Source organism: Vulcanococcus sp. Clear-D1, from assembly GCF_014654725.1.
Taxonomy (GTDB): domain Bacteria; phylum Cyanobacteriota; class Cyanobacteriia; order PCC-6307; family Cyanobiaceae; genus Vulcanococcus.
The window spans coordinates 1-23,307 of the sequence record NZ_JACVZV010000017.1 but is presented as its reverse complement, the minus strand read 5'-3'; the positions used below and the strand labels follow the sequence as shown (position 1 = coordinate 23,307).

Annotated in this window: 25 protein-coding genes; 13 read left to right on the top strand and 12 right to left on the bottom strand. The window is 66.1% G+C overall.

The genetic code is table 11. The features are described 5' to 3' along the window. Nucleotides 1-15 precede the first annotated feature (15 nt). From H9532_RS06665 to H9532_RS06655, 3 genes are read right to left on the bottom strand one after another with little or no spacing between them, the layout of a single operon-like run. Nucleotides 16-1,629, bottom strand: a complete 1,614-nt coding sequence (locus tag H9532_RS06665; RefSeq protein ID WP_296366753.1) for a glycoside hydrolase family 3 N-terminal domain-containing protein — start codon at nucleotides 1,627-1,629, stop codon at nucleotides 16-18. Continuing rightward, nucleotides 1,616-2,026 (bottom strand): 30S ribosome-binding factor RbfA, encoded by a 411-nt coding sequence (rbfA, locus tag H9532_RS06660; RefSeq protein ID WP_296366751.1) that lies wholly within the window; start codon nucleotides 2,024-2,026, stop codon nucleotides 1,616-1,618. Before rbfA ends, H9532_RS06665 begins: the two co-directional genes overlap by 14 nt. Nucleotides 2,027-2,028: 2 nt before the next feature. After that, nucleotides 2,029-2,235, bottom strand: coding sequence for a DUF751 family protein (locus tag H9532_RS06655; protein WP_296366750.1), 207 nt, complete (start codon nucleotides 2,233-2,235; stop codon nucleotides 2,029-2,031). 55 nt (nucleotides 2,236-2,290) lie between these two features. Between H9532_RS06655 and H9532_RS06650 the strand changes: the two genes are divergently transcribed. After that, nucleotides 2,291-3,001: a glutathione S-transferase family protein gene (locus H9532_RS06650; protein ID WP_296366748.1), complete on the top strand. Its 711-nt coding sequence runs from the start codon at nucleotides 2,291-2,293 to the stop codon at nucleotides 2,999-3,001. Here H9532_RS06650 and H9532_RS06645 read toward each other — a convergent pair. Then, nucleotides 2,983-3,669, bottom strand: a complete 687-nt coding sequence (locus tag H9532_RS06645; RefSeq protein ID WP_296366746.1) for a DUF6816 family protein — start codon at nucleotides 3,667-3,669, stop codon at nucleotides 2,983-2,985. The two genes, H9532_RS06650 and H9532_RS06645, sit on opposite strands and share 19 nt — an antisense overlap. 52 nt (nucleotides 3,670-3,721) lie before the next feature. Here H9532_RS06645 and H9532_RS06640 point away from each other — a divergent pair, with 52 nt between their 5' ends. Beyond that, a complete protein-coding gene (locus H9532_RS06640) occupies nucleotides 3,722-3,985 on the top strand; it encodes a chlororespiratory reduction protein 7 (RefSeq protein ID WP_296366836.1) in 264 nt (87 codons plus the stop codon). Here the strand turns inward: H9532_RS06640 and H9532_RS06635 are convergent. Beyond that, the gene (locus tag H9532_RS06635; RefSeq protein ID WP_296366742.1) at nucleotides 3,982-4,605 is read right to left on the bottom strand and encodes a shikimate kinase; all 624 of its coding nucleotides are present in this window, start codon (nucleotides 4,603-4,605) and stop codon (nucleotides 3,982-3,984) included. The two genes, H9532_RS06640 and H9532_RS06635, sit on opposite strands and share 4 nt — an antisense overlap. Nucleotides 4,606-4,769: 164 nt before the next feature. Between H9532_RS06635 and H9532_RS06630 the strand changes: the two genes are divergently transcribed. Both H9532_RS06630 and H9532_RS06625 read left to right on the top strand, forming a co-directional pair. Then, nucleotides 4,770-5,642 (top strand): 6-carboxytetrahydropterin synthase, encoded by an 873-nt coding sequence (locus H9532_RS06630; RefSeq protein WP_296366834.1) that lies wholly within the window; start codon nucleotides 4,770-4,772, stop codon nucleotides 5,640-5,642. Continuing rightward, on the top strand, nucleotides 5,629-6,270 hold the full coding sequence (locus tag H9532_RS06625) for a dihydrofolate reductase family protein (RefSeq protein WP_296366740.1): 642 nt from the start codon (nucleotides 5,629-5,631) through the stop codon (nucleotides 6,268-6,270). Before H9532_RS06630 ends, H9532_RS06625 begins: the two co-directional genes overlap by 14 nt. Here H9532_RS06625 and H9532_RS06620 read toward each other — a convergent pair. Then, a complete protein-coding gene (locus H9532_RS06620; RefSeq protein ID WP_296366738.1) occupies nucleotides 6,260-6,757 on the bottom strand; it encodes a hypothetical protein in 498 nt (165 codons plus the stop codon). The genes H9532_RS06625 and H9532_RS06620 overlap by 11 nt on opposite strands. Here H9532_RS06620 and H9532_RS06615 point away from each other — a divergent pair. Further along, a complete protein-coding gene (locus tag H9532_RS06615; RefSeq protein WP_296366736.1) occupies nucleotides 6,731-7,915 on the top strand; it encodes a GNAT family N-acetyltransferase in 1,185 nt (394 codons plus the stop codon). The two genes, H9532_RS06620 and H9532_RS06615, sit on opposite strands and share 27 nt — an antisense overlap. Nucleotides 7,916-7,938: 23 nt before the next feature. Continuing rightward, entirely contained in the window at nucleotides 7,939-8,325 is a 387-nt protein-coding gene (locus tag H9532_RS06610; protein WP_296366734.1) for a DUF4346 domain-containing protein, read from the top strand. Between the two features lie 16 nt (nucleotides 8,326-8,341). Here the strand turns inward: H9532_RS06610 and H9532_RS06605 are convergent, their stop codons facing one another. Next, the gene (locus tag H9532_RS06605; protein ID WP_296366733.1) at nucleotides 8,342-9,952 is read right to left on the bottom strand and encodes a radical SAM protein; all 1,611 of its coding nucleotides are present in this window, start codon (nucleotides 9,950-9,952) and stop codon (nucleotides 8,342-8,344) included. Between the two features lie 143 nt (nucleotides 9,953-10,095). Between H9532_RS06605 and H9532_RS06600 the strand changes: the two genes are divergently transcribed. Next, on the top strand, nucleotides 10,096-10,188 hold the full coding sequence (locus H9532_RS06600; protein WP_296366731.1) for a cytochrome b6-f complex subunit 6: 93 nt from the start codon (nucleotides 10,096-10,098) through the stop codon (nucleotides 10,186-10,188). Between the two features lie 22 nt (nucleotides 10,189-10,210). On the opposite strand, the gene H9532_RS06595 is transcribed toward H9532_RS06600, so the two are convergent. Together H9532_RS06595 and rimO are read right to left on the bottom strand one after the other, a co-directional pair. Further along, a complete protein-coding gene (locus H9532_RS06595) occupies nucleotides 10,211-11,449 on the bottom strand; it encodes an MFS transporter (protein ID WP_296366832.1) in 1,239 nt (412 codons plus the stop codon). A 23-nt stretch (nucleotides 11,450-11,472) separates the two neighbouring features. Then, nucleotides 11,473-12,885, bottom strand: coding sequence for a 30S ribosomal protein S12 methylthiotransferase RimO (rimO, locus tag H9532_RS06590; RefSeq protein ID WP_296366729.1), 1,413 nt, complete (start codon nucleotides 12,883-12,885; stop codon nucleotides 11,473-11,475). 108 nt (nucleotides 12,886-12,993) lie between these two features. On the opposite strand from rimO, the gene H9532_RS06585 reads away from it, so the two are divergent. Next, nucleotides 12,994-13,935: a vitamin K epoxide reductase family protein gene (locus H9532_RS06585; RefSeq protein WP_296366727.1), complete on the top strand. Its 942-nt coding sequence runs from the start codon at nucleotides 12,994-12,996 to the stop codon at nucleotides 13,933-13,935. On the opposite strand, the gene nadB is transcribed toward H9532_RS06585, so the two are convergent. From nadB to H9532_RS06570, 3 genes are all read right to left on the bottom strand, one after another. Beyond that, nucleotides 13,928-15,574, bottom strand: a complete 1,647-nt coding sequence (gene nadB / locus H9532_RS06580; protein ID WP_296366724.1) for an L-aspartate oxidase — start codon at nucleotides 15,572-15,574, stop codon at nucleotides 13,928-13,930. The genes H9532_RS06585 and nadB overlap by 8 nt on opposite strands. 102 nt (nucleotides 15,575-15,676) lie before the next feature. After that, nucleotides 15,677-16,054: a photosystem II complex extrinsic protein PsbU gene (psbU, locus tag H9532_RS06575; RefSeq protein WP_296366722.1), complete on the bottom strand. Its 378-nt coding sequence runs from the start codon at nucleotides 16,052-16,054 to the stop codon at nucleotides 15,677-15,679. A gap of 107 nt (nucleotides 16,055-16,161) precedes the next feature. Then, nucleotides 16,162-16,890, bottom strand: a complete 729-nt coding sequence (locus tag H9532_RS06570; protein ID WP_366664538.1) for a DUF3120 domain-containing protein — start codon at nucleotides 16,888-16,890, stop codon at nucleotides 16,162-16,164. 108 nt (nucleotides 16,891-16,998) lie between these two features. Here H9532_RS06570 and H9532_RS06565 point away from each other — a divergent pair, with 108 nt between their 5' ends. The 5 genes from H9532_RS06565 to H9532_RS06545 all read left to right on the top strand — a co-directional run bounded on the left by H9532_RS06565 (nucleotide 16,999) and on the right by H9532_RS06545 (nucleotide 23,245). After that, nucleotides 16,999-17,865, top strand: a complete 867-nt coding sequence (locus H9532_RS06565) for an undecaprenyl-diphosphate phosphatase (protein ID WP_296366718.1) — start codon at nucleotides 16,999-17,001, stop codon at nucleotides 17,863-17,865. 41 nt (nucleotides 17,866-17,906) lie between these two features. Further along, nucleotides 17,907-19,286 carry a TIGR03279 family radical SAM protein gene (locus H9532_RS06560; protein ID WP_296366717.1) on the top strand — a complete coding sequence of 460 codons (1,380 nt, stop codon included), beginning with the start codon at nucleotides 17,907-17,909 and terminating at the stop codon, nucleotides 19,284-19,286. Between the two features lie 47 nt (nucleotides 19,287-19,333). Next, a complete protein-coding gene (locus tag H9532_RS06555; protein WP_296366715.1) occupies nucleotides 19,334-21,016 on the top strand; it encodes a TolC family protein in 1,683 nt (560 codons plus the stop codon). Between the two features lie 67 nt (nucleotides 21,017-21,083). After that, nucleotides 21,084-22,439, top strand: a complete 1,356-nt coding sequence (locus H9532_RS06550; protein ID WP_296366713.1) for a BCD family MFS transporter — start codon at nucleotides 21,084-21,086, stop codon at nucleotides 22,437-22,439. After that, nucleotides 22,436-23,245, top strand: a complete 810-nt coding sequence (locus H9532_RS06545; protein ID WP_296366711.1) for an inositol monophosphatase family protein — start codon at nucleotides 22,436-22,438, stop codon at nucleotides 23,243-23,245. Before H9532_RS06550 ends, H9532_RS06545 begins: the two co-directional genes overlap by 4 nt. Nucleotides 23,246-23,307 lie beyond the last annotated feature (62 nt).

Genomic DNA, 23,307 nt, shown 5'->3' with positions numbered 1-23,307 from the left:
GCGCGGCTTGCTTGCTCAGTCGGTGAAGCCTCCCTCCAGGGCGGCCGCCGTCAGCCCCAGAGCCTCGAGCACCACGGCCTGGGCCTGCGGCATCTGGCCTGGGCTGTAGGCCGCCGGCAGCTCCGGCGGCAGCAGCGTGCGCAGCTGCTCCCAGAGGTAGGGGCTGCCATACACCGCCAGCCCCGCCAGCCGTCCTGCCGCCAGCAGCTGCAGCACCACCTGCGGCCAGGGTTCATCGCCGCCCGCACTGCCGCGGAAGGGATTGCCGCGCACCAGCAGCTGCAGCAGCACCGGGCCGCTCCCTAGGCGATCCAGTGCCAGCGGTGCGTCTGCGTTGCCGCTCCAGGGGCTCGGGCTGCGGCCATCGAGCAGCACGGGCTGATAGCCCTGGGCTGCCGGCCGCAGCAGCGCCGGTGCCATGGCCGGCAGCTGCGGGGCATTCACTTGGCTGTCAAGCCGGATCAGGTTCACGCCAACCTCCGCGGCTGGCACCGAGCCGCCTTGCCGCTCCAGGCTTAGCTCCAGCAGCACATGGGCGAGCGCGCGCTCCTCGTCTGCCACGAGTGTGTTGAGCTCCTGCACCACCACGTTCAGGCTCGCTGAACCCGGAGGACGGCAGCGCTGCAGGGCAGCCCTGCGCCGCTCCAGGCTGGCCTGCACGCGGGCCTGGCTGATGCGCCCGCTCTCCACAGCTGCTGCCAAGCCATCCAGGGCGGCGCTGGCATCGGCGGGCATCAAGATCAGATCGGCGCCTGCTTCAAAGGCCAGCACAGCCGCTTCAGCCGCGCCGTAGGCCTTGGTGATGGCGTCCATCACCAGCGCATCGGTGACCACCAGGCCCGTAAAGCCAAGGTCCTGCCGCAGCAGGGTGGTGAGCACGGCCGGCGAGAGGGTGGCCGGATGGGTGGTGTCGAGGGCTGGTAGCTGCAGATGGGCTGTCATTACCGAGGCCACATCCGCCGCGATAGCGGCGCGGAAAGGCGGCAGCTCCACCGTGTCCAAGCGCTCACGGTTGTGGGGGATCAGCGGTAGCTCCAGGTGGGAGTCAGCGCTGGTGTCGCCATGGCCGGGGAAGTGCTTGGCGCAGGCCAGCACCCCCTCCCTCTGGCAGCCGCGCACAAACGCAGCCGCCAGCGCGCCCGCGCTCTCGGGGGTTTCACCCCAGGCCCGCACGTTGATCACGGGGTTGGCGGGGTTGTTGTTCACATCGCACACGGGCCCCAGCACCCAGTTGAGCCCCAGCAGCCGCGCCTGGCGGCCGCAGCAGCGGCCATAGCGTTCCGCCAGCTCCACAGCGCGCGCCGGATCTCGGCCATGCAGCCGCCCCAGAGCGAGGGGCGGCACCAGCCAGCTGGCTCCTTCAAAGCGCTGGCCCACGCCCTCCTCTACGTCGGCGCAGAGCAGCAGGGGCTGCTGAGCCCAGAGCTGCAGTTGAGCGCAGCGCAGCCGCAGATCTTCGGCGCTGCCCCCCAGCAGGATCACACCGCCCACGCCCACCTCGAGCAGCTGCTTCAGCTCGGCATTGGTGAGCTCCCAGCGGGGATAGCGGCGCTGGCTGTCGCGGCTGAAGCCGCTGCCGCGCACCACCAGCAGCTGCGCCAAGTGGCGGCGCAGTTCAGCTGAGGTCATCGTCGATCTGGCCGGTGCCCTCCGGGATCTCGCCCCGTTCCTGACGCTTCTGCTCCAGTTGGTTGAGCAGCCCCAGCACCGACGTTCCTTTTTCGATGCCCCGATCCAGGTGGAAGATCACTTCCGGTGTGCGGCGCATGTTGAGGCGGCGGCTCAATTCGCCTTTCACAAAGCCCGCCGCTGAGCGCAGCCCGGCCAGAGCCTGATCCTGCACCTCCGGGGCGCCATAGACGCTCACAAAGATCTTGCAGTGCTGCAGATCGCCTGCCACCTCCACATTGGTGACGCTCACCATGCCCAGGCTGACGCGATCGTCCTTGATCCCGTTCACCAACAGCTCGCTGATCTCACGGCGGATTGAGGCCGCCACCCGTTCCACCCGCCTGCCCTGCGCCATGCCTAGGCGATCACATCTGTGCTCACCATGGCACGCAGGATCAGCCCCAGGCTCAGCAGACCGCTCACCAGCGCTCCCACCAGGGCAACGGCCGTGACCGGATTGCTGCGCCGTTGGGCCAGGGGCTCGAGCACCGAGTTGGCCACGCCCAGGCCAAAGGCGATCAGGTAGCGCGGGTAGCGCGTCACATTGAGGAAGAAATCCCGCATCGGGGCTCGGGCGCTGGCCGTTGAGTGCTGGCTACTCTGCCGCGAAAAGGGTCCGATGCTGGAGCTCCATCAGTTCCGCCACTCCGCCTTCTGCGAGAAGGTGCGTTTGGTGCTGGCAGCCAAGGGCCTGCCCTACAGCGTGGTTGAGGTCACCCCTGGGGTGGGGCAACTGGAGCTCTATCGCCTGTCGGGGCAGCGGCAGGTGCCGGTGCTGGTGGATGGCTCCAACGTGGTTGCTGATTCCAGCGCCATCGCCCAACACCTGGAGCGCCACACGCCGCAGCCGGCCCTGTTGCCCGTGGATCCGATCCAACGCGCTCAGGTGCTGCTGCTTGAAGACTGGGCCGACACCGCCCTGGCCGCCGGCGTGCGGCTGGCCCTCGTGCAGGCAGCGGCCGCCGATCCTGTGCTGCGGGGCGGACTGCTCCCTGATGCCACCCCCGCCCCTCTGCGCAGCCTGGTTGGGGCGCTGCCCTCCAGCGTGCTCAGTGGCCTGGGGCAGGTGATCGATCACGGCGGCCTTGAGCAGCTGCGCGCCAACCTCGAGCAGCTGGCGGTGCTGGTGCAGCAGCAGCCCTATCTGGTGGGCGATCAGCTCAGCCTGGCGGATCTGGCCGTCGTCGCTCAGCTCTCGCTGCTGCTGTTTCCAGCCAGTGCCGGAGCACCCCTGGCAGGCCGCGGCGTGCCAGGGCTGGCAGATGACCCCCTACTGGCGCCCCTCTGGCAGTGGCGCGATGCGATCGGCACTCAGGTGGGGCGCCCCTGATCGAGGCGTTCCAGCACCAACTGGCCCCGCCAGCTGCGCCGGGCCGCGCCGGCTAGCCCATCGGCCGGCGAGCCATAGCTGGCCTGCCATTGCTCGGCTTCGATGCGATCTGGTCCCACCAGCTGGTAGCGGCTGAGGGTTTCTACGCGGCTCACCCGCGGATCGCCAGGGCCATGCACCACCTGCAGAGCCAGTTCGTCGGCCAGGAAGCAGCGCTCGCTGGTTTGAGCGCTGCGCCGCCCCACCACCGTGGATTCCAGCCGCTGGTCACCGGCGAGCAAGGCCAGCTGACGGTTGGGGTTCAGCGGATCGTTGCGCACCTGCAGCAGCTGATCCCCCAGCAGGGCGGCTCCGATGGCCGCGGCGTTGAAGGCCCGATCGCCCACCACTTGGCCTTGGGGATTGGCGCTGAAGCGCACCTCGTAGTGGAGATCGGGTTCCGCGCCGCTGGGGTCGTGATTGGTGGCCTGCCAGCGCCCCGCAAACCACTCCGGGTACAGCAAATCGCGCTGACCGGGCCGCGGCAGCGGTGCCGGCAGGCTCCAGCTTGGCCAGCTCGCCAGGCGCTGCTCTAAGGGCTCGGCAGCGGAGGCGGCCAGGGCCATCGGCGTTTGCAGCAGCAGCAGTAGCGCTGCCAGGCAGCAGCCACGCAGCAGTGCAATCTCCATGGCTGAACAGGCGTGGCAGGCTGCGCTGATCCTGGCGCTACGCCCCGGCTCCATGTCTGATCCGCTGATCCGAGAACTGGATCATTACGTGGTGCTGGAGCCTGGCCGCCCCCAGCAGCTGCTCACCGCTGAAGAAACTCTCGCCTGGCTCACGCAACAGCTGCAGCATCTGGATCCGTTGCCAGCCGATCTGCTCTCTCTGCCGGATGCGGGGGCCCGGGCCCAGCGCCTGCTGGAAACCGCTTGTGAGCTCGAGCTCGAGCCAGGGGTTGTGGTGCAGTGGTTTGCGATCCGGTTGGAACCGCCGGGCCGCTAGTTGATCGAGCTGCTCACGTCACCGGCTTCGTTCACCACCTGCAGCCGGTGCTGCGGGGCTGCCGTGCGTTCTTTCAACACGCCAGGAAGTGCTTCGAGGATCTGGGCAGCCACCTGATCCGCGGGGCGGCCGTCTTGAGCGATGTGCAGATCGGCCTGGGCATAGAGCGGTTTGCGCTCGGCCAGCAGGGTCGCCAGGCGTGCCGCTGGATCATCGGCCTGAAGCAAGGGCCGTGGGGTGGGATCGCTGCTCAGCCGCTCCAGCAGCAGGGCATCGGGGGCATCCAGCCAGATCACCACACCCTGGTGCAGCTGGCCCCAGTTCTCCGGCCTCGTCACCACGCCGCCGCCGGTGGCCACCACCAGCGAATGCCAGCTGGCGATCTGATTGAGCACAGCGGCTTCCAGTGCACGAAAGCCCGCCTCGCCTTCGCTGGCGAACAACTCCGGGATGCTGCGGCCGGCAACCTGCTCGATGCTGGTGTCGGCATCGAGAAAGCGGTACCCCAGCAGTTCGGCCAGGTGCCGGCCGGCGGTGCTTTTGCCGCTGCCCATCATCCCCACCAGATAGAGGTTGAGTCCCTCCAGGCGCTGGCGCAGGGCGGCATGCGGGTGGGCCATCGGTGCTGAGGCAGCGCAGCGGTTCACATTCCTAGGATGCGGCCTTGCTTGATGCAGCTATGACTCCGCCCCCCGTGGCGGCGCCTCCGGCGAGCCCGGTGCCCGCCGTTCCTGCAGCAGCTCCCCCGCGCAGCCATGCCGCCCATGGCCAAGGCCGTGGGTGTGTGATCACCCGCCGCGCCTGTTTCAGTGCCAGCCACCGCTACTGGCTGCCCGAGCTCAGCGCTGAGGAGAACCAAGCCCGCTTCGGCCCCTGCAGCCAGGCACCCGGCCACGGCCACAACTACGAGCTGATCGTGGCCATGGGTGGCCCGCTCGATGCCGACGGCATGGTGCTCAACCTCTCGGATGTGAAGCACGCCATCCGCGAGCAGGTCACCGCTCAGCTCGATTTCCGCTTCCTCAACGAGGCCTGGCCGGAGTTCGATCTGCAGCAGAGCGGCGGCATGCTGCCCACCACCGAAGCCCTCACCCTGGCGATCTGGCGCCGCCTCCAGCCCCACCTGCCCCTGATGGGGCTGCGCCTTTACGAAACCGACAAGCTCTGGGCCGATGTGCTCGGCGATTCCATGGAAGCGTTCCTCACCATCAAGACCCATTTCGCGGCGGCCCACCGCCTGGCACGGCCCGAGCTGAGCCCCGAAGAGAACGACGCCATCTACGGCAAGTGCGCCCGGCCCCACGGCCACGGCCACAACTACATGCTCGAGGTGACGGTGCGCGGCGCTATCGATCCCCGCACCGGCATGGTCTGCGACCTCACCGCCTTGCAGGGCCTGGTGGACGACCTGGTGGTGGAGCCCTTCGATCACACCTTCCTCAACAAGGACGTAGCCCATTTCGCCACCACCGTGCCTACGGCGGAGAACATCGCCCTGCACATCGCCGATCTGCTCAGCGCTCCGATCGCTGGCCTCGGCGCCAGCCTCCACAAGGTGCGCCTGCAGGAGAGCCCCAACAACGCCGCTGAGGTGTTCGCTGAGGTGCCGGCCCTCGGCATGCAACCCCAGGCCCTTGAGGCCCTTGCCTCGGCCTGAACTGCGCCTGGTGCTGGCGGTCAGCTTGGATGGCCGCCTGGCACCGCCTGACGGTGGTGCCGCCCAGATCGGTGGCCGCGGTGATCGCCAGGTGCTGGAGGAGGCCCTCGCCTGGGCCGATGCTTGCCTGATCGGCGGCCGCACACTGCGCCTGCATGGCAGCACCTGTTTGATCCATGCGTCCCCGCTGCTGGAGCAGCGCCGCCGCCAGGGGCGGCCTGATCAGCCGGCAGCTGTGGTGGTGAGCCGCGGCGGTGGATTCGATCCCCAGCTGCGGTTTTTCAGCCAGCCGCTGCAGCGCTGGCTGCTGGTGCCTGGCCAGATGCCTCCCCCCACGGGTTTTCACGCCGCGATACCGCTGGTGGCCTGGCCCGAAGCCCTGATTGCTCTGGCTGCTGCGGGCCTGCACCGTTTGGTGCTGCTGGGCGGCGCTGAGCTGGCCAGTGCGCTGCTGCAGGAGCAGTTGGTGGATGAGCTGCAGCTCACCCTGTGCCCGCTGCTCTTGGGCGGCCCCCACAGCTGGCTGCCCAACGGGGTGCGCCTCGATCCCAACCGCTGGATCTTGCAGGAGCAACGCCCGCTGGAAGGCGATGAACTACTGCTGCGCTACCGCTGCCTCAGGGGTTGAGGGCCGGCGCAGCTACTGCTTTGAAGCGGCGCGCGAGATCGCGGATCGGCACATCCATGAAGCTCTCGGCCGGTAGACCCAGCAGTCGCCCTGCGCAACGTTTCACCACCACTTCGCTGTCGTCGCCGAAGCGCCCTGCCAACAGCTCCGTCATCACGCCGAAGCTGCGGCCGCTGCGCTCGGTTTCCTCGATCAGGCAGCGGCTGGTGGGGCCGGCCAGGGCCCGGCAGGGCGGCGCCATGCGCTCCTCCAGGCTGCGATCACCGCCGCTGGCCCACTGCTGACAGGCCGCCGTGATGCGCGATTCCAGCTGGGGCCGCATCAGGTTCAGCAGCGGCTCCAGCAGCCCGGCCTGGGCGATGGCCCCATGTCCGCTGATCAGGCTCAACCCGGCGAGCGACGCCGCCAGCCGCGCGGTGCCTAGCTTGGCCAGCCCACCGCGCAGTGCCGCCCAGCGTTGATGGCAGAGCTCACGGCCCGTTGGCACCGCGCCCTGGCGGAGATCCCCGAGGCGCAATGGCATGCCTTGGTTTCGGCGGAATCCCTCCCCTTTTACTCCTGGTCGTGGCTGGTGGGGCTGGAGCGCAGTGGAAGTGTGGTTCCAAGGCAGGGTTGGCAGCCGTGCCATCTCGGCCTGTGGGAAGGCGAACGCCTGATTGCGGCGGCTCCTCTGTATCTCAAGGGCCACAGCTACGGCGAGTTTGTGTTTGATCAGTCGTTCGCCCAGCTGGCGGCGCAGCTGGGCCAGCGCTACTACCCCAAGCTGCTGGGCATGAGCCCGGTTAGCCCGGTGCTGGGCTATCGCTTCTTCACGGCTCCTGGCGAAGACGCTGCAGCGCTCACGGCGCTGATGCTGGAGCTGATCGATGCCTTCTGCCGCGAGCATCAGATTTTCAGCTGCAACTTCCTGTATGTGGATCCGGCCTGGCAGCCGCTGGCGGAAGCGGCGGGGTGCGCCACCTGGCTGAATCAGCAGAGCCTGTGGAGCAACCAGGGCTACGCCGATTTCGAGGCCTACCTCAGCAGCTTCAACGCCAACCAGCGCCGCAACATCAAACGCGAGCGCAAGGCCGTGCAAGCCGCTGGCCTACAGGTGACACCGGTGGTGGGGGAAGCAATCACCCCGGCCTTGCTCAGCCGCATGCATGGTTTCTACGAGCAGCATTGCGCCCGTTGGGGCCCCTGGGGCAGCAAATACCTCACAGAAGCCTTCTTTGATCACGCCGCAGCAGCGCTGCGGCAGCACCTGGTGCTGTTTAGCGCTCACCGCGGTGATCCCGAGCAGCCGGTGGCGATGTCGCTGTGTGTGCACAGCCAGCAGCAGCTCTGGGGCCGCTACTGGGGCAGCGATGAGGAGATCGACAATCTCCATTTCGAGGTTTGCTACTACGCCCCGATTGAGTGGGCGATCGGCCGCGGCATTCAGCAGTTCGATCCCGGTGCCGGCGGCAGCCACAAGCGCCGCCGCGGCTTTCTGGCCCGCCCCCATGCCTCGCTGCACCGCTGGTATCACCCACGGTTTGAGGCGATCGTGCGCCGCTGGCTGCCGGAGGCCAATGCCGAGCAGCTCGAACAGATTGAGGCGATCAATGCCGAACTGCCCTTCAAGGCCAGCGCAGCGGATCTGCTCAGCTCGGCTGCGTAGCATCCGCAGATGGCGAGCCTTCGATGACGAGCTTTTCAGCGGAGCAGCGCCGCAGCCTCGATGAGCGGCTCTCCCAGCGCTTCATTGCCCTGGATCCGGCTGGTTATTTCCTGATCAAGCTTGACCCCGAGGCCGGTGAGTTGATTGCCGAGCACTACGGCAATGCCATCGATGAGCGTGGCCTGGCCACCGACCCCGACACCGGTGAGGTGATCAGTTGCCGCGGCGGCGGGCCGCGCTCACCGTTGAAGATCTACCGCGGCCGTTCGGCCAAGGAGTTGGGCATGGCGCTCACCGAGGGCGAGGGCCCCCATCCGATCAGCTGCCTCGACCACGCCCTGTATCTGGGCAGGGAACTGCAGAAAGCCGAGCATTGCCTCGAGGACGGCAGCACCTACATCCAGGACTGACGAGGCCCAGGCCGGATCAGGCCGGTTGCAGTTCCCGTGCGGGTGATTCCGACGTGGATGGTGGCTCGGGGGGCAGGCAGGCTAGCTGTTCCTGAATCTCCCGCGTCACCACAGCCCGGTACTCCTGGAAGTGCTCGTTGTGAGCCAGGGTCACCACGTACTGCTCGAAGTTGGCTGGATTGCGTCGGGCGATGCGCGCCAGGGAGCGCCAGAAGCGGAAACGGGTGTTGCGCTTGAAGCCCTGCCGCCAGATCACCGTGGCCAGCGCCTTCACATCGTTGAGGGGCGGAAGAGCCGGCTTATCCGAGTTTTCAGGCTTGTAGAACGCTTTCCAGCGGGGGGCACCCACCTTGCCGTAGTAGTGCGTGACGCGATCGATATAGGCGTTCGGTTCGTAGAGCCGGCAGAAGGCATCAACGTATTCGTTGGCAATGTCGCGGATCGGCCGGGTGGGCACGAAGTTGAGCAGGTTGGTCTGATTCACGCCCTTGGCATCAGCCTTTTCCTGAATGAGGCGGCCTTCCTTCTCGAGGCGATGCCAGAGGCCAGTGTTGGGCAGGGCCTGCAGCATGCCCATCATTGCGGCGGGGATCCCCGTGCGGCTCACGAAGCGCACGATCCGATCGCCAGCGCCGCGTTGTTCTCCGTCGAAGCCGATGATGAATCCCGCCATCACGCGGATGCCATAGCTGGTGATCCGATCCACGGATTCCTCCAGCGAGCTGCGGGTGTTCTGATGCTTGCCGGCCACCGAGAGGCTCGCCTCATCCGGCGTTTCGATGCCGAGAAACACCGCTTCAAAGCGGGCTTCCGCCATCATCCGCATCATCTCGTCGTCGGAAGCGAGATCCACGGAGGCTTCGGTGGTGAAGCTGAAGGGATAGCCCCGTTCGATCTGCCATTCCTTGATCGCCGGCAACAGCAACTTGGCATTGCGCTTGTTGCCGATGAAGTTGTCATCCACCAGGAAGATGGCGCGGCGCCAACCCAGCTCGTAGAGGCGCTGCAGTTCGGCGACGAGCTGCTCAGGTGTTTTGGTGCGCGGCTTGCGGCCGTAGAGCACGATGATGTCGCAGAACTCGCACTGGAACGGGCAGCCCCGCGAGAACTGAACGCTCATCGAGTCGTAGGCGTCGAGCTCGAGTAGATCGAAGCGTGGGATGGGCGTGCCGGTCACGTCCGGTTTGTCGCCGTTGGCGGAGAAGCGCCCGCCTGATTCGCCCCGTTCGATCGCTTCGATGAACATCGGCAGGGTGATCTCACCCTCGTCGAGCACCTTGAAATCGGCCAGCTCCAGCTCCGGTGCATCCGGGGTGGAGCTGGCGAAGGGGCCGCCTACGGCCACGGGCAGGCCGCGTTCTTTGGCGCGGGCGATCTGCACGGCCATATCGGCCTTCTGCACGATCATTCCGGAGATCACCACCAGCTCGGCCCAGTCCCATTCGGCTTCGCTCACCTCCCGCACATTGCGGTCCACCAGCTTCATCTCCCAGTGCTGCGGGAGCAACGCCGCCACGGTCACCATCCCGAGCGGGGGCAGCAGCACCTTGCGGTTCACCAGCTCGAGGATCTTCTCGTAGCTCCAGAAGGTCTTGGGGAACTCCGGGTAGATCAGGAGTGTGCGCATGCCGCAGTAGAGCGATCCGTTGAATCAGAGCAACGGCTTGCCCTGGTGGGCTTCACCGGTGGTGGTTGCTCAACCCTAGGTGGGGTGCTGGGTTGCAGTGGGGTTCTGCTGTAATGGCTGTGACTTTCCCAACACATCCAGCGATGGGTCCTGTGATTTATCTCGCCCTCGTGGGCGGCGGTTTGGTGGCCGCGGCGGCGATCTCCTTTGTGCTGCGTGGCATCAAGCTGATCTGAGGCGGATCAGCCGCTGGCTGCGTCAGGCCAGGCGCGTGCGCCCCTGACGCAGCAGCTCCACCACTCCCAGAGCTGCGCCGAAGCTCCCCAGCAGCGCGAAGCAGCTCCACAATCCTCCGGGGAGCCAGGCCGTGAGCCCAGCGGCCATCAGCCCGCTGATGCCTCCGCCCCCCAGGAAGGCGATCTGCCCCAGTCCCGCCATGCGGCCGCGGATCACCTGGGGTGCATGCACCTGGATGATCAGGTTGGTGCCCGCCAGCAGTGAGGCGGTGCCCCCGCCGATCAGAAACGCCATCGCTAGCCCCCACTGCTGGGGGGCCTGCAGCGACAGCCCCAGCTGGCCCAGGGCTGTGATCACGGTGCTGCCGCCCAGCAGTAGGCCCGGGCGGCGACTCCACAGCTGCGCGTTGCGTTGCAGTACGACCCCGGCGCTGATGCTGCCGCAGGCAATCACGCTGGTGAACAACCCCAGGGCCAGCGGGCTTGGGCCCAACAGGTTCAGGGCCATCAGCGGTGCCAGGCCGGGATGGAAGAAGCCCACCAGGCAGGCCAGTCCGCAGAACACCAGCACGTGGCGCAGTGCCGGCCCGCAATCGCGCCAGGCGGTGGCCAGGCTGGCGCCGCTGCCGCTCGCGCTGCGCCGCTCGCGCTCGCGGTAGGGGGTCATCAACCAGAGCAGCGTGAGGATCGGCAGCAGGTAGGTGGCGGCATCCAGGCTCAGCGCGAGGGTGGGGCCGGTGGCCGCCAGCAGCAGGCCGCCGATCGGCGGGCCCACCAGCTTGCCCACGTTGAAGATCACCGAGAAGCTGGCCAGATAGGGCCCCAGCTGTTCCGGCTCATCCACCAGCAGGGCCACATATTTATTGCGGGCGGTGAGTTCGTAGGTGCTGGCCACCCCCACCCCCAGCGTGCTCAGCAGCAGCAGCGCATCTTGTTGGCCGCCGCTGCTGATGGGGATGGCGATGGCGCCGAGCACCGCTGCTGCCAGCAGCGCCCACTGGGCGCGGATCAGCACACGCTCGCTGCCGAGCCGATCGGTGAGCACCCCGGCCGGCCCGCTCACCAGCAGCGTGGGCAGGGTTAGCAGGGCGAAATTCGCAGCCAGCAGAAAGGGATTTCCCGATCCCTCCATCAGCAGCCAGCCCTTGGCGGTAAGCCCGGCGAAGGAGCCGGCGGTGCTCAGCCCGGAAGCCAGCAGAAAGGTGGTGCGCTGGTACTGGGTGAGCTGTCTGCGGATCCGCCCGAGGGCTCGGCGCGGGATTCGGACGGCTTGTGCGATCAGGCTCAAACCCCTGCCTGGCGGGCGGCGAGCGCGTCGCTCACCATCGCCTTCGCTCCCACCACTTCACCCACCAGGTCGTAGGTGTCGGCGGCGGTGATGCGCACCGGCACAAGTGTGCCTGGAGAGGCGCAGATGCCGCCAACACCAGGATGCACCCGCACCTCGCCATCCACCTCGGGAGCGAAGCGTGCGCAGCGGCCAAGCATCTCGCCCGTGCTTGGGTTCTCCTGCTCGATCAGCACATCCACAATGCGGCCGACCCAGGCGGCGTTGCGCTCGGCGGCGATCGGTTGCTGCAGGGCCATGAGGCGATCCTTCCGCTCCTGGGCCACCTCGGCGGGCACCTGATCGGGTAGATCAGCGGCGGGAGTGCCTTCTTCTGCTGAGAAGGTGAACACGCCCACGTGATCGAATCGCTGCTCGGCCACGAAATCGAGCAGATGCTGGAAGTGCTCCTCGGTTTCTCCCGGGAAGCCCACGATGAAGGTGGTGCGCAGCACTGCATCGGGCAGCTGCTCACGGATGCGGCGCAGGACGCCACCGGTCACATCCGCCTGCCAGGGGCGGTTCATCGCCCGCAGCACCTCAGGGTGGCTGTGCTGCAACGGCAGATCCAGGTAGGGCAGCACATTGGGCACCTCCCGGTAGGCCGCCAGCACCGCTTCGGTGAGACCGGTGGGGTAGGCGTAGTGCACGCGGATCCAGGGGATCTCCACTTCCCCCAGGGCCCGCAGCAGCTCGGCCAGCTGCGGTTTGCCCGCCAGATCAAGGCCGTAGTTGGTGGTGATCTGGCTGATCAGCACCAGCTCCTTCACCCCCTGGGCCGCCAGCTGCTGCGCTTCGGCCACGATGCCCTCGATCGTGCGGGAGCGCTGATCGCCGCGCAGGTGGGGAATGATGCAGAAGGCGCAGCGGTAGTCGCAGCCCTCGGCCACCTTCAGATAAGCCACCGCTTCGCTGGTGGTGCGGTAGCGGGGCAGGTGTTCATCCGCCACGAAGGTGGGGTTGGCGCTCACCTGCTTTACGCGCTCGCCCGCCTCCACCCGCTCCAGCACGCTCACGATGTGCTGGTAGTCGCCGGTGCCCACGATCGCCTTGGCCTCGGGCAGGCTCTCCAGCAGTTCGTCTTGGAAGTGCTGGGCCAGGCAACCCGCAATGATCAGCTCCTTGCCCTGTTCGGCCAGCTCCACCAGGGTGCGCACGGATTCCTCACGGGCGTCCTGGATGAAGCTGCAGGTGTTCACCACCACCACGTTGGCGTCGCTTTCGTCTGCGCTCACGCCGTAGCCGGCCTGGGCCAGCAGACCGAGCATGTGCTCGGTGTCCACCCGGTTCTTTTCGCAGCCCAGGTGGGCAAAGGCCACGGTGGGTTTGGTGGATGGGGCCGCCGTGGATGCCGCGGTGCTTTGGCTCATCGGATTGGGGATAGGGGCCGCGCGCTGGCCAATCCCCAACCCTACCGATCGGCATCGCCTGAAGCGGATTGTGCCTGCCACAATCAGCCCAGCAGTGAGATCTCCTGAGTGACCTCCTCTCGCCTCAGCGAGCGCCTCGCCGGCCAACGCCGTCGCGGCGATTCCGGCAGCAAATGGATCCGCGTGGCGATGGCCGTGCTGGCCACCATCGGTGTGATCGATACCGGTTCGATCACCTTGAAAGCGTGGGGGGTGCTGCCGTCGCTGAGCTGCAGCAGCCAGGGCTTTTTCGGCTGCAACGGTTGCGAAAAAGTGCTCTCCAGCGATTGGGGCAGCCTGCTGGGCCAGCCCCTCTCGCTGTTTGGCTTTCTGGCCTACGCCGCCATGTTGCTGATGGCCGTGGTGCCCCTGGTGCTGCAGGGGGAGGCTCGCCAGACCCTGGCGCAGCCCAGCTGGTGGGGCATGGCCCTGCTCGGCACCGGTATGACCGTGTTCAGCGCTGTGTTGATCGGGGTGATGGCCTTTGCCATCCGCGATTGCTGCCCGTTCTGCATCCTTTCGGCGGCCCTCAGCACGGGCCTGCTGCTGCTCAGCCTGTTCGGGGGTGACTGGGAGGATCGCGGCCAGCTGTTGTTCCGTGGCTTGATCACCGCCTTGGTGGTGGGGGTGATTGGGCTGGGTTGGGCAGCATCGGTGGGGCAGCCCGCCGTGGAAACCGGCAAGGGGGTGCCGCCGCCGGTGCGCGCGGAGAGCACCGCCGCCACCATCGCTCTTGCGGAACAGCTCACCGCCAAGGGTGCGCGCATGTACACCGCCTACTGGTGCCCCCACTGCCACGAGCAGAAGGAGTTGTTTGGGCGGCAAGCCACCGAGAAGCTCACCGTGATCGAGTGTGCTCCTGATGGCCGCAACAGCCAGAAGGAGCTCTGCGAGGCCAAGAAGATCGAGGGCTATCCCACCTGGGAAATCAATGGAACACTCGATTCCGGCGTGAAGCCCCTGCTCAAGCTGGCTGAGCTGATTGGCTACAAGGGCCCCGCGCTCAACTGAGCGGGGCCACCGCCTCGGTGCTGATGGGCTGGTGGCGGCGTTGCACGGAGTGGCGCCGCCAGAAGGGCTGGGCTGCAGGGGCATCCACCCGGAAATGACCACCGCGGCTCTCCTGCCGGAAGAGGGCTGCTTCCAGCAGGAGCTGGGTGACCACAAGGCGCTGGCGTAGGTCGTGGGCATGGCTGATCCAGGCGCACTCGGTGGCGTCGAGGCTGGTGGAGTGCCACGGGGCCATCGCCGCCGTGGCTTCGAGCCAGCGGTCCTGTTGGATCTGCTGCCGCAGACGCTGCAGCTGCTTCAAGCCTTGCCGCAGCTGGCTGCCCTGGCGTTCGACCCCCGCCACCTGCCAGCAGAGGCTGCGCAGGTCCTGCAGGGTGCGCTCCAGCTGGCGGAACTGCTCACCGGTGGGAACCGGCAAGCCCGAGATCGGCTGGTGTGAGGCGTTGAGTGGCGTGAGCGCTGGCGGCTGCTCGATCTGGCGCAGCTGGCGGGCGAACACCAGGCATTCCATCAGCGAATTGCTGGCTAGGCGATTGGCGCCATGCACGCCAGTGCTGGCCACCTCACCGACGGCATACAGGCCGGGAATGGTGGTGGCGGCCATCGCGTTGGTGTGCACGCCACCCATCCAGTAGTGGGCCGCCGGCGCCACGGGGATCGGTGTGCTCGTGGGCTCCAGCCCCAGCTCCCGGCAGCGCCCCAGGATCGTGGGGAATTGCTGCTCGAGCCGCTCCCGGCCCACCGGGCGCAGATCCAGCCACACGTGCTCCAGCTGCTGCTCGCGCATGCACTGCACTAGGGCGCGGCTCACGGCATCCCGCGGGGCCAGGTCGGCGCCGGGCAGCTGGCTCACCGGGCTGCCCCCGCGGCCATCCAGCAGCCGAGCTCCTTCCCCTCGCACCGCTTCTGAGATCAGAAAGTGGGGCGCCCCCGGCAGCATCAGCGCCGTGGGGTGAAATTGAACGAATTCCAGATCGCGGATCTCGGCACCGGCTTGCCAGGCCATGGCGATGCCGTCGCCGCTGGCCTGCGATGGGTTGGTGGTGTTGGCATAGAGATGGCCGCCACCGCCGGTGGCCAGAACCACCGCCCCGGCCTGCAGCCAGCGCAGGGTTCCCGCATGGAGCATCTGCAGACCGCAACAGCGGCCGGCCTCGATCCAGAGCTGCAGGGCCAGGGCCCCCTGCAGGCGCACCAATCCCGGTCGTTGCAGCACCCGCCGCTCGAGCGCATCCACCAGGGCGCCGCCCGTCCGGTCTTGGGCATGCAACACGCGCCGGTGGCTGTGAGCGGCCTCGAGCGTGGTGCTCAGGCTGCCGTTGTGGCGATCGAAGTCCATCCCCAGTTCCAGCAGCCGCTCCACGCAGGCCGGCGCTTCCCGCACCAGCAGCTCCACGGCCGGCGGGTCGCAGAGGCCGCCACCGGCCCTGAGGGTGTCGTCGCGATGGCTGGCGAAGCTGTCGTCGGCGTTGGTCACCGCGGCAATGCCGCCCTGGGCCCAGCGGCTCGAGGAGCGGGGGGCGTGGTCTTTGCTCAGCAGCAGCACCCGGAGCTCTGCGGGCAGCTCGAGGGCCGCCATCAGCCCTGCGGCCCCACCGCCCACCACGATCACATCCCAGTTGGAGGGCAGCTGAACCACGGAGCCCGAGGCGTGAAGGGCAACAAAAAAGCCGCCGGGAGGGCCCGACGGCTGGAACCGGTGAGCGAATTTAAAACTCGGTGATCACACCAGCGCTGGCGTTCAGCGGTACTGGCCGTCGTTGATGCGGTCGAATCCTTCGTTCAGAGCGATCGAGGCGGGGGTCACGGTGAAGTTGCTCTTGTACTTCTCCACCAGCTCTTTCTGGCGATCGGTGAGATCGAGATTGAACAGGTCGTCAACGGTGTTGTAAGGGCCACCCAGAACGATCTTGCCGGCCAGGGTGGGATACATGCCGGGGAACGCCTGGAAGCGGCGCACCGAGCAGTTGTTCAGGTCGACTTTGTCGCCGCGCTCGGCGATTTTCTCGTCTGCCACGTTGCTCAGATCGGCCGCTTGGGCCGCGGGTGCCATCACCAGGCCGAAGAGCAGGCTGGCCAGCAGCACGCCACTCATGAGCCACGAAACCAGCCGTTTCATCGAAGTCTCCGTCTGAACGGGAATCACAGGGACTGCCAAGCAGCGTTGCAAAGCTACAGGTGTGATGCCTTGGCCTTGAGCCCAGGCCGGCAGGCTTTTGCAGTTCTTCAGATCAGGCCGCTGAGCTGTGGGGCCCACAGCGCTGCTGCGAGAAACACGCCATCGACGGCCAGCGTGGTGGCGATGGCGGAAGCGGCCAGGCGCCAGGCGGGATCTGGATGGAGCCACAAGCGTCTGCACAGCACCAGCAGCAGTGCACCGGCCAGGAGTGTCACCGCCAGTGGAAGGGGTTGCAGCACTTCCAACGCTGCGGCTTGGAGCTGCAGAGCGGCCTGATCGGCAGGGGCGAGCAAGACCTCGGTCCAGTGACGCATCACGCCCGTGATCGCCATCACTCCATCGGTGCACGCCGTGCCCAGCAGAGAGGCCAGATAGAAGCTGGCGGCCAGGCGCCAGCGGCTGTTGAGCCCGCCTAGGGCCAGGGGCAGGGCAAAGGCTTCGATCGGGAGATGCCAGAGCGGGTGCAGCCGGCACCAGCCCCAGAACAAGCACCCCCCCAGCCAGCTACCGCTGAATCCCACCAGCAAGGTGCCGGCTCGGCTCAGGTTGGGGTTGGGGCTCTCAGCCAGCAGAACACCGAGTAGCAGCAGGGGGGCCGTAAACAGGGCGGCGCTGAAGGGGGCCAGCCGAACCCATGGCGCCTGCAGAAACACCGGCAGAGCCACCAGCAGGGCCCCGGCCAGGCCGATTCCCACACCCACGCTGGCGCGGTGGTTCGCCCGGATGGCGCTGGGGGGCATCGCGGCCACCGTGAGGCTGGGCGGAACCCCGATCACCACTGTGTGAAGAAAGTTGTGCAACCTTAGAGGATGCCTTCAGTGTTGCCGTTTCTGGCCAGCGCCGGCTTCGCCGCATAGGGTCGATCCCGTGCTGCCTCTTCTGCGGTGTTCGCTGCCCTGCCCCCGATTGATCAGCTCGGGGTGCTCCAAGCCTGCTGGCGTTTTTTCGTGCTGGGCGTGGTGCAGGGGCTGACGGAATTTCTGCCCATCAGCAGCACAGCCCATTTGAAGGTGGTGCCTGTGCTGCTGGGCTGGGGTGACCCAGGAGTGGCCGTCACCGCTGTGATTCAGCTGGGCAGCATCCTGGCTGTGGTGGGATTTTTCCGTGATGACCTGCGCCAGGTGCTGGCGGGGATCAGTCAGGGCCTGCGCCATCGCCGCTGGGACGACCCTCAGGCCCGCCTGGGCCTGGCGATTGGGCTCGGCACGATTCCGATCCTGATCGGCGGGCTGGCCATCAAGCTCTGCGTGCCCAACTTCGATCAATCCCCCCTGCGCAGCCTCACCTCGATCGCGCTGGTGTCGATCGTGATGGCGCTCCTGTTGGCCCTGGCCGAACGCATCGGCACCCGTCGCCGCCTGCTGCAGCAGGTCAGCGTTCGCGATGGCCTCTGGGTGGGGCTGGCTCAGGCCCTGGCTTTGATTCCGGGGGTCTCACGCTCTGGCAGCACGCTTACCGCCTCGCTCTTCGATGGGTGGAAGCGCGCGGATGCAGCCCGCTTCTCCTTTTTGCTTGGGATCCCTGCGATTGCGATCGCTGGTCTGGTGGAGCTGAAGGAGGCATTCGCACAGCCCGTGGCTGGTGGCGTGCTGCCGCTCTTGGTGGGGATCGCTACCTCGGCTCTGGTGTCGTGGTTGGCGATCGCCTGGTTGTTGCGCTTTCTGCAGCACCACAGCACGTGGTGGTTCGTCGGCTATCGGCTCTTTTTCGGCTTTGGTCTGCTGCTCTGGGTTGGTCGCCTGGCGGGCTGAGCACTCACACTGGAGAGAGCAAGAACGAACGGGCAGCGCCTGTGTGGAAGGAACCCTCGGCCGGTGTTCCCCTGGTGGATGCCAGTGAGGTGCGTCTGCCTCAGCCGGCTTTGGTGGATGCGGTGGAGCCGGAGTCGATCGGGGATGAGCTGGGGATCCAGCCGGGTGATCGGCTGCTGAGCATCAATGGCGTGCGACCCCGCGATCTGATCGATCTGCAGTTCCTGGTCTGCGCGGAGGAGCTCACCCTCGAGGTGCAGGACCCTGACGGCAGCGTGCACGTGGTGGAGCTGGAGAAGGATGCCGACGAAGGTTTGGGTCTGGCCTTCAGCGAGGCCTTGTTCGATGGCCTCAAGCAGTGCAACAACCACTGCCCGTTCTGCTTCATCGATCAGCAGCCGCCAGGCCACCGCCGCAGCCTCTATCTCAAAGACGACGACTACCGCCTCAGCTTTCTCTACGGCTCATACCTCACCCTCACCAACCTCACCGCGGCTGACTGGCAGCGCATTGAAGAACAGCGGCTTTCGCCCCTGTTCGTGTCCGTGCACGCCACGGATGCCGACTTGCGCTCCAGGTTGCTGGTGAATCCCAGGGCCGGCCTGCTGATGGAGCAACTGGCCTGGTTTCAGCAGCGCGACCTGCAGATTCACGCCCAGGTGGTGGTGTGCCCTGGCCTGAACGATGGCCCCGCCTTGGAGCGCACCCTCACCGATCTGGCGCGCTTTGCTGGCGGTGAGTGGCCCGCGGTGCTCTCGGCGGCTGTGGTGCCGGTGGGGCTCACCCGCTACCGGCCAGACGGTGACGGGCTGGTACCGGTGGACCGCGCCTGCGCGCAACAGGTGATTGCCCAGGTGGAACCCCTCCAGCAGCGCTTCCAGGCGGAGCTGGGCAGCCGCTTTGCCTGGCTCTCCGATGAGTGGTACTTGATGGCGGGCTATTCGCTGCCGCCCCGCGACGATTACGAGGATCTGCCGCAGGAGGGCAATGGCGTGGGCAGCATCCGGGCCTTCCTCGAGGCGATGGATGCGGCCACCGACTCCCTACCCGCTGCCTTGCCTCAGCCCCGGCGGGTGAGCTGGGTGGTGGGTTTGCTGGTGGCGGAAGCGCTGCAGCCTGCGGTGGATCGCCTGAATGCTGTGGAGGGATTGGAGCTGTTGCTGCATGGCCTGCCGAGCCCCTACTGGGGTCAGGATCAGGTGGTCACAGGCCTGCTCACGGGTTCCGATCTGCTGGAGGGGCTCCAAGGCCGCGATCTTGGTGAGGAACTGCTGCTGCCTGCTGTGATGCTGCGGCAGGGCGAACCGGTGTTTCTTGACGACCAGCGCCTCGAGGAGGTTGCGGCCCAGTTGCCCGTGCCGGTGCAGCTGGTGGGAGGGGCAGCTGAGATCGTGGCCGCCTGCCTGGGCACCGACTCCTGAACTGACTAAGCTCGCCGAGACAACTTTTATCTGGGCAGAGTTTTTCGGTGACGCGACCCTTCAAGACCTGGCTTGCTGCAGCTGGCACCGGTCTGCTGGCCATCACCGGCACCGGCTTTGCCCAAGAGCAGCCTGCTGCCAGTGTTCAGGCTCCCTTGCCTCTGGCGCCGCAGGTGAAAGGGTTGCGGCCCAAGTCCGATGCCAGCGTGTTGGCGCCGGCTGCCACCAAGCTTGATCCAAGTCTGCAGAACCTGGCGGCTCCCGCCACCCTGGCGCTCCCGAACAAGCCGGAGCAGGTGCGCATTGCTGAGTTGCGCCCGCTCTCGCTCAAAGACGTTGAAAATCTGGCTGAGGTTAATAACCCCAACCTGAAGGCGATCGCCAGCCAGGTGGATCAGGCTCAGAGCCAGCTCCGCTCCCAGATCGCTGCCTGGTATCCAACCCTCAGCGTGAATGCCCAGAACTTGCCCGGCTACACCGGTGGCAACCAGCGCATCATCTCGCCATCAACCAATCAGCTCACTGGTCAGACCACAACACAGAAGAGTTACACCTATACCAGTCGTTGGGATATGGGTGCCCAGCTCTCCGCACAGTGGGATCTGATCAATCCGCAGCGGGTTCCTCAGATTGCTGCTGCCAGAGACCAGTTTGAGCAGGCAAAAAATCAATATTTAATCGCTCTGCGGGAGCTCCGCTTGCAGGCCGCTCAAGCCTACTTTGAGCTCCAGTTCAGCGATGAGGCGGTTAGGATCGGCCAGGATTCCGTTCGGGCTTCCATTGTGAGCTTGCGTGACGCAACCGCACGTTTCCAAGCCGGCGTCGCTACGAAGCTCGAAGTTTTAGAAGCCGAAACCCAGCTTGCCCGTGACCAGCAGCTGCTCACCAATGCGCTGGCGCAACAGTCGGTTTCACGCCGAGATCTCGCGCGCTTGTTGGATCTTCCCCAAAATGTAAGCCCAACAGCCAGTCAACCGCTCAAGCCTCTCGGTGTCTGGACGGCGTCGCTTCAAGAGAGCGTGATCGCTGCTTATGCATTCCGCGAGGAACTTGATAACGCCCTGCTCGATATTTCTGCTGCTAACAGCCAGGCCAATAGCGCTCTGGGTTCTGTTCAACCATTCTTGTCGATCTTTAATAATCTCAGTGGCTTCCGCTATCAAGGTATTGAAAATGTACTTGTTGATCTCAAGGGAAGAAGCGGCTGGGCTGTTGAAAATGCCGTAGGCCTGCAAGCCAGCTGGAATATCTTTGATGGTGGTGCTGCCCGTGCTCAATACAGGCAAGCCAAGCAGAGGGCGCAGGAAAACACCTTCCGCTTTGCCGATACGCGAGATCGTCTGCGCTTTGAGGTCGAGCAAAGCTTCTATCAGCTTCGTCAGGCCAACCGCAATATTCAGACAACATCCCGTCAGGTGATTTCGTCTCGGGAAGCCTTGCGCCTGGCTCGTTTGCGCTTCCAGGCGGGTGTCAGCACCCAGCGCGAAGTGGTGGATAACCAGCGCGACCTCACCCAGGCAGATCTTGCCTATGCCCAGGCCCTGGCTGACTACAACGACCGATTGGCCACACTTCGCCGTCGGACGGGTCTCGATCAGATTGCCGTGTGTCAGGCCGCGTCCCTGCCTGCCAGCAAGTCGATCGACGATGAGAGCAACAGCGTCCCGGTCCCGCCCGAGCCTCTGCAGCCAGCCTGCCAGGCCGCGGTTTCCGCCCAGCCTGCATCCTGAGACGGTCAAACCGTCCTAACGTCAGTAGTCAGCTGAAGGCTGACAGCTGTCACTACCTCTTCCCCGTTTGCTGCGGCTGGGCCTGTTTCAGGGCTGCGTCGGATGCCTGGCCGTGATCTTTGTGGGGCTCCTCAACCGGGTGATGCTCACGGAGCTGGGTTTCCCTGGTTTGCTAGTGGGCGGCGCTCTGGCGTTTGAGCAGCTGGTGGCACCCTCCCGCATCCTGTTCGGCCAGATGTCGGATGCACATCCTGTGGCGGGCCGGCACCGAACGCCTTACATCTGGATCGGTGCTGCGCTGTTCTGCAGCCTTGCGGTGCTGTTGATTCCTTTGATCTTCCGGCTGCACAACGCCCTCGAAACCGGCGCTGGATGGGGCATCGCTCTGGGCGTTGCCGCGTTGTGCGGTCTCACCGCCTGCTACGGACTGGCCGTGTCACTGGCCACCACCCCCTATCTGGCTTTGGTGATCGACAGCACCACCGAGCAGGAGCGCCCTCGGGCGGTGGGGCTGATCTGGTGTCTGCTCACCGTGGGGATTGTGGTGGGTGCCATCGCGAGCTCGATCTGTCTGAAGGGCCTCGATGGCGTGACCGATTCAGGGCTGTTGGAAACGGCCCTCTTCACCTTCATGGGCAGGGTGGCTCTGGTGGTGTTTGCCCTCACCCTGATTGCCACCTGGGGAATTGAAACGCCTGGTCGCCGTCAGCAGCTCAGCCGCGCCGAAGATCGTGATGACGCGATCACCCTGGCGGTGGCCTGGCGCCTGATCACCTCCAGTCGCCAGGTGTTGGTGTTCTTCTGCTTCCTGCTGGCGTTCACCCTGGCGGTGTTTCTGCAGGATCCGATCCTGGAGAGCTACGGCGCCGAAGTGTTCAACCTGCCCATCGCAGCCACCGCTTCACTCAGCGCGGTCTGGGGGATCGGCACCTTGGTGGGTCTGCTGCTGGCCGGCCTGTGGTTGGTGCCGCGGCTGGGCAAATTTGTCTGCGCCCGCCTGGGTTGTCAGTTGATTCTGGCTTCGCTCGTGCTGCTCACCCTGGTGGGCCTCACCGCTGAGCCGCAGTGGCTGAAGTTGGTTCTTTTCCTGTTTGGCTTGGCGACCGGGATCGGCACCAATGCCACGCTGGTGTTGATGCTGGATCTCACCTTGCCAGAAGTGGCGGGCACTTTTGTGGGGGTCTGGGGCTTGGCCCAGGCTTATTCCCGCGCCGCAGGGAAAGTGCTGGGTGGTGGCTTGCTGGATCTGGCCCGCACGTTCAGTCCTGCCGGCAGCGCCTTCCCCCCCTACGCGGCTGTGTTTGTGGTGGAAGCAGCCATCGCAGTTCTGGCCTTGGTGTTGCTCAGCCGCGTCAACCTGCGCCAGTTCCGCGACGACACCGGCCGCAGCCTCGATCGCGTTCTTGCCATGGAGCTCGGATGACCGCTTCGCCCATTCGCATGCCAGAGGGGCTGGATGCCCTGGGTCTCCTGCTCGATCGGGTGGCCGAGCGCCAACGTGCAGATTTTGGCCAGCTGGATTCTGAGGCCAAGGCCGACGGCAGCCTGATCACAGCTTGCGATCGCTGGAGTGATGCCGCCTTGGTGGACGGTCTGGCCCAGCTTTATCCAGGCGAAGGCGTGCTGAGCGAGGAAGGCAGCCAGTGCGTGCCGAGCTCGCCAGCCTTTTGGGTGGTGGATCCGCTGGATGGCACCACCAACTTCGCTGCGGGCATCCCTTATTGGGCCATCTCCTTGGCGCGCTTCGAGAATGGCGTTCCTGTGCTGGCGGTACTGGATGTACCACCCCTACGCCAGCGGATCGTGGCGATTCGCGGTGGCGGTGCCTGGCGGAAGCACAACAAATTGCAGCCACCAGCGGCCCGCAATCAGGTTGCCGGTTGCGCCTCCCTGTGCAGCCGCTCGATCGGGGTGCTGCAGAAGCTGCCTCATCAGCGCTTTCCCGGAAAGATCCGCTTGCTTGGGGTGGCCAGCCTCAACCTGGTGAGTGTGGGGATGGGGCAGACCATCTCAGCCCTCGAGGCCACACCCAAGATCTGGGATCTGGCGGCGGCTTGGCTGGTGCTGCATGAGCTGAACTGTCCGATCCGCTGGTTGGAGCGTGATCCCGCTCAGCTTCAGGCCGGTGAGGATTTGTCGCAGGCCAACTTCCCAGTTCTGGCGGCCCGTGACGCCCAAACACTGGCCACGTTCAAGCCCTGGGCTGACGCGCTGGTGTCGCCCACTTGACAAGCCGCCGGCAAGGGGTGTTATGGTTTTGGACTGCGCGGGAGCCGAGAGGCGAACGTTGC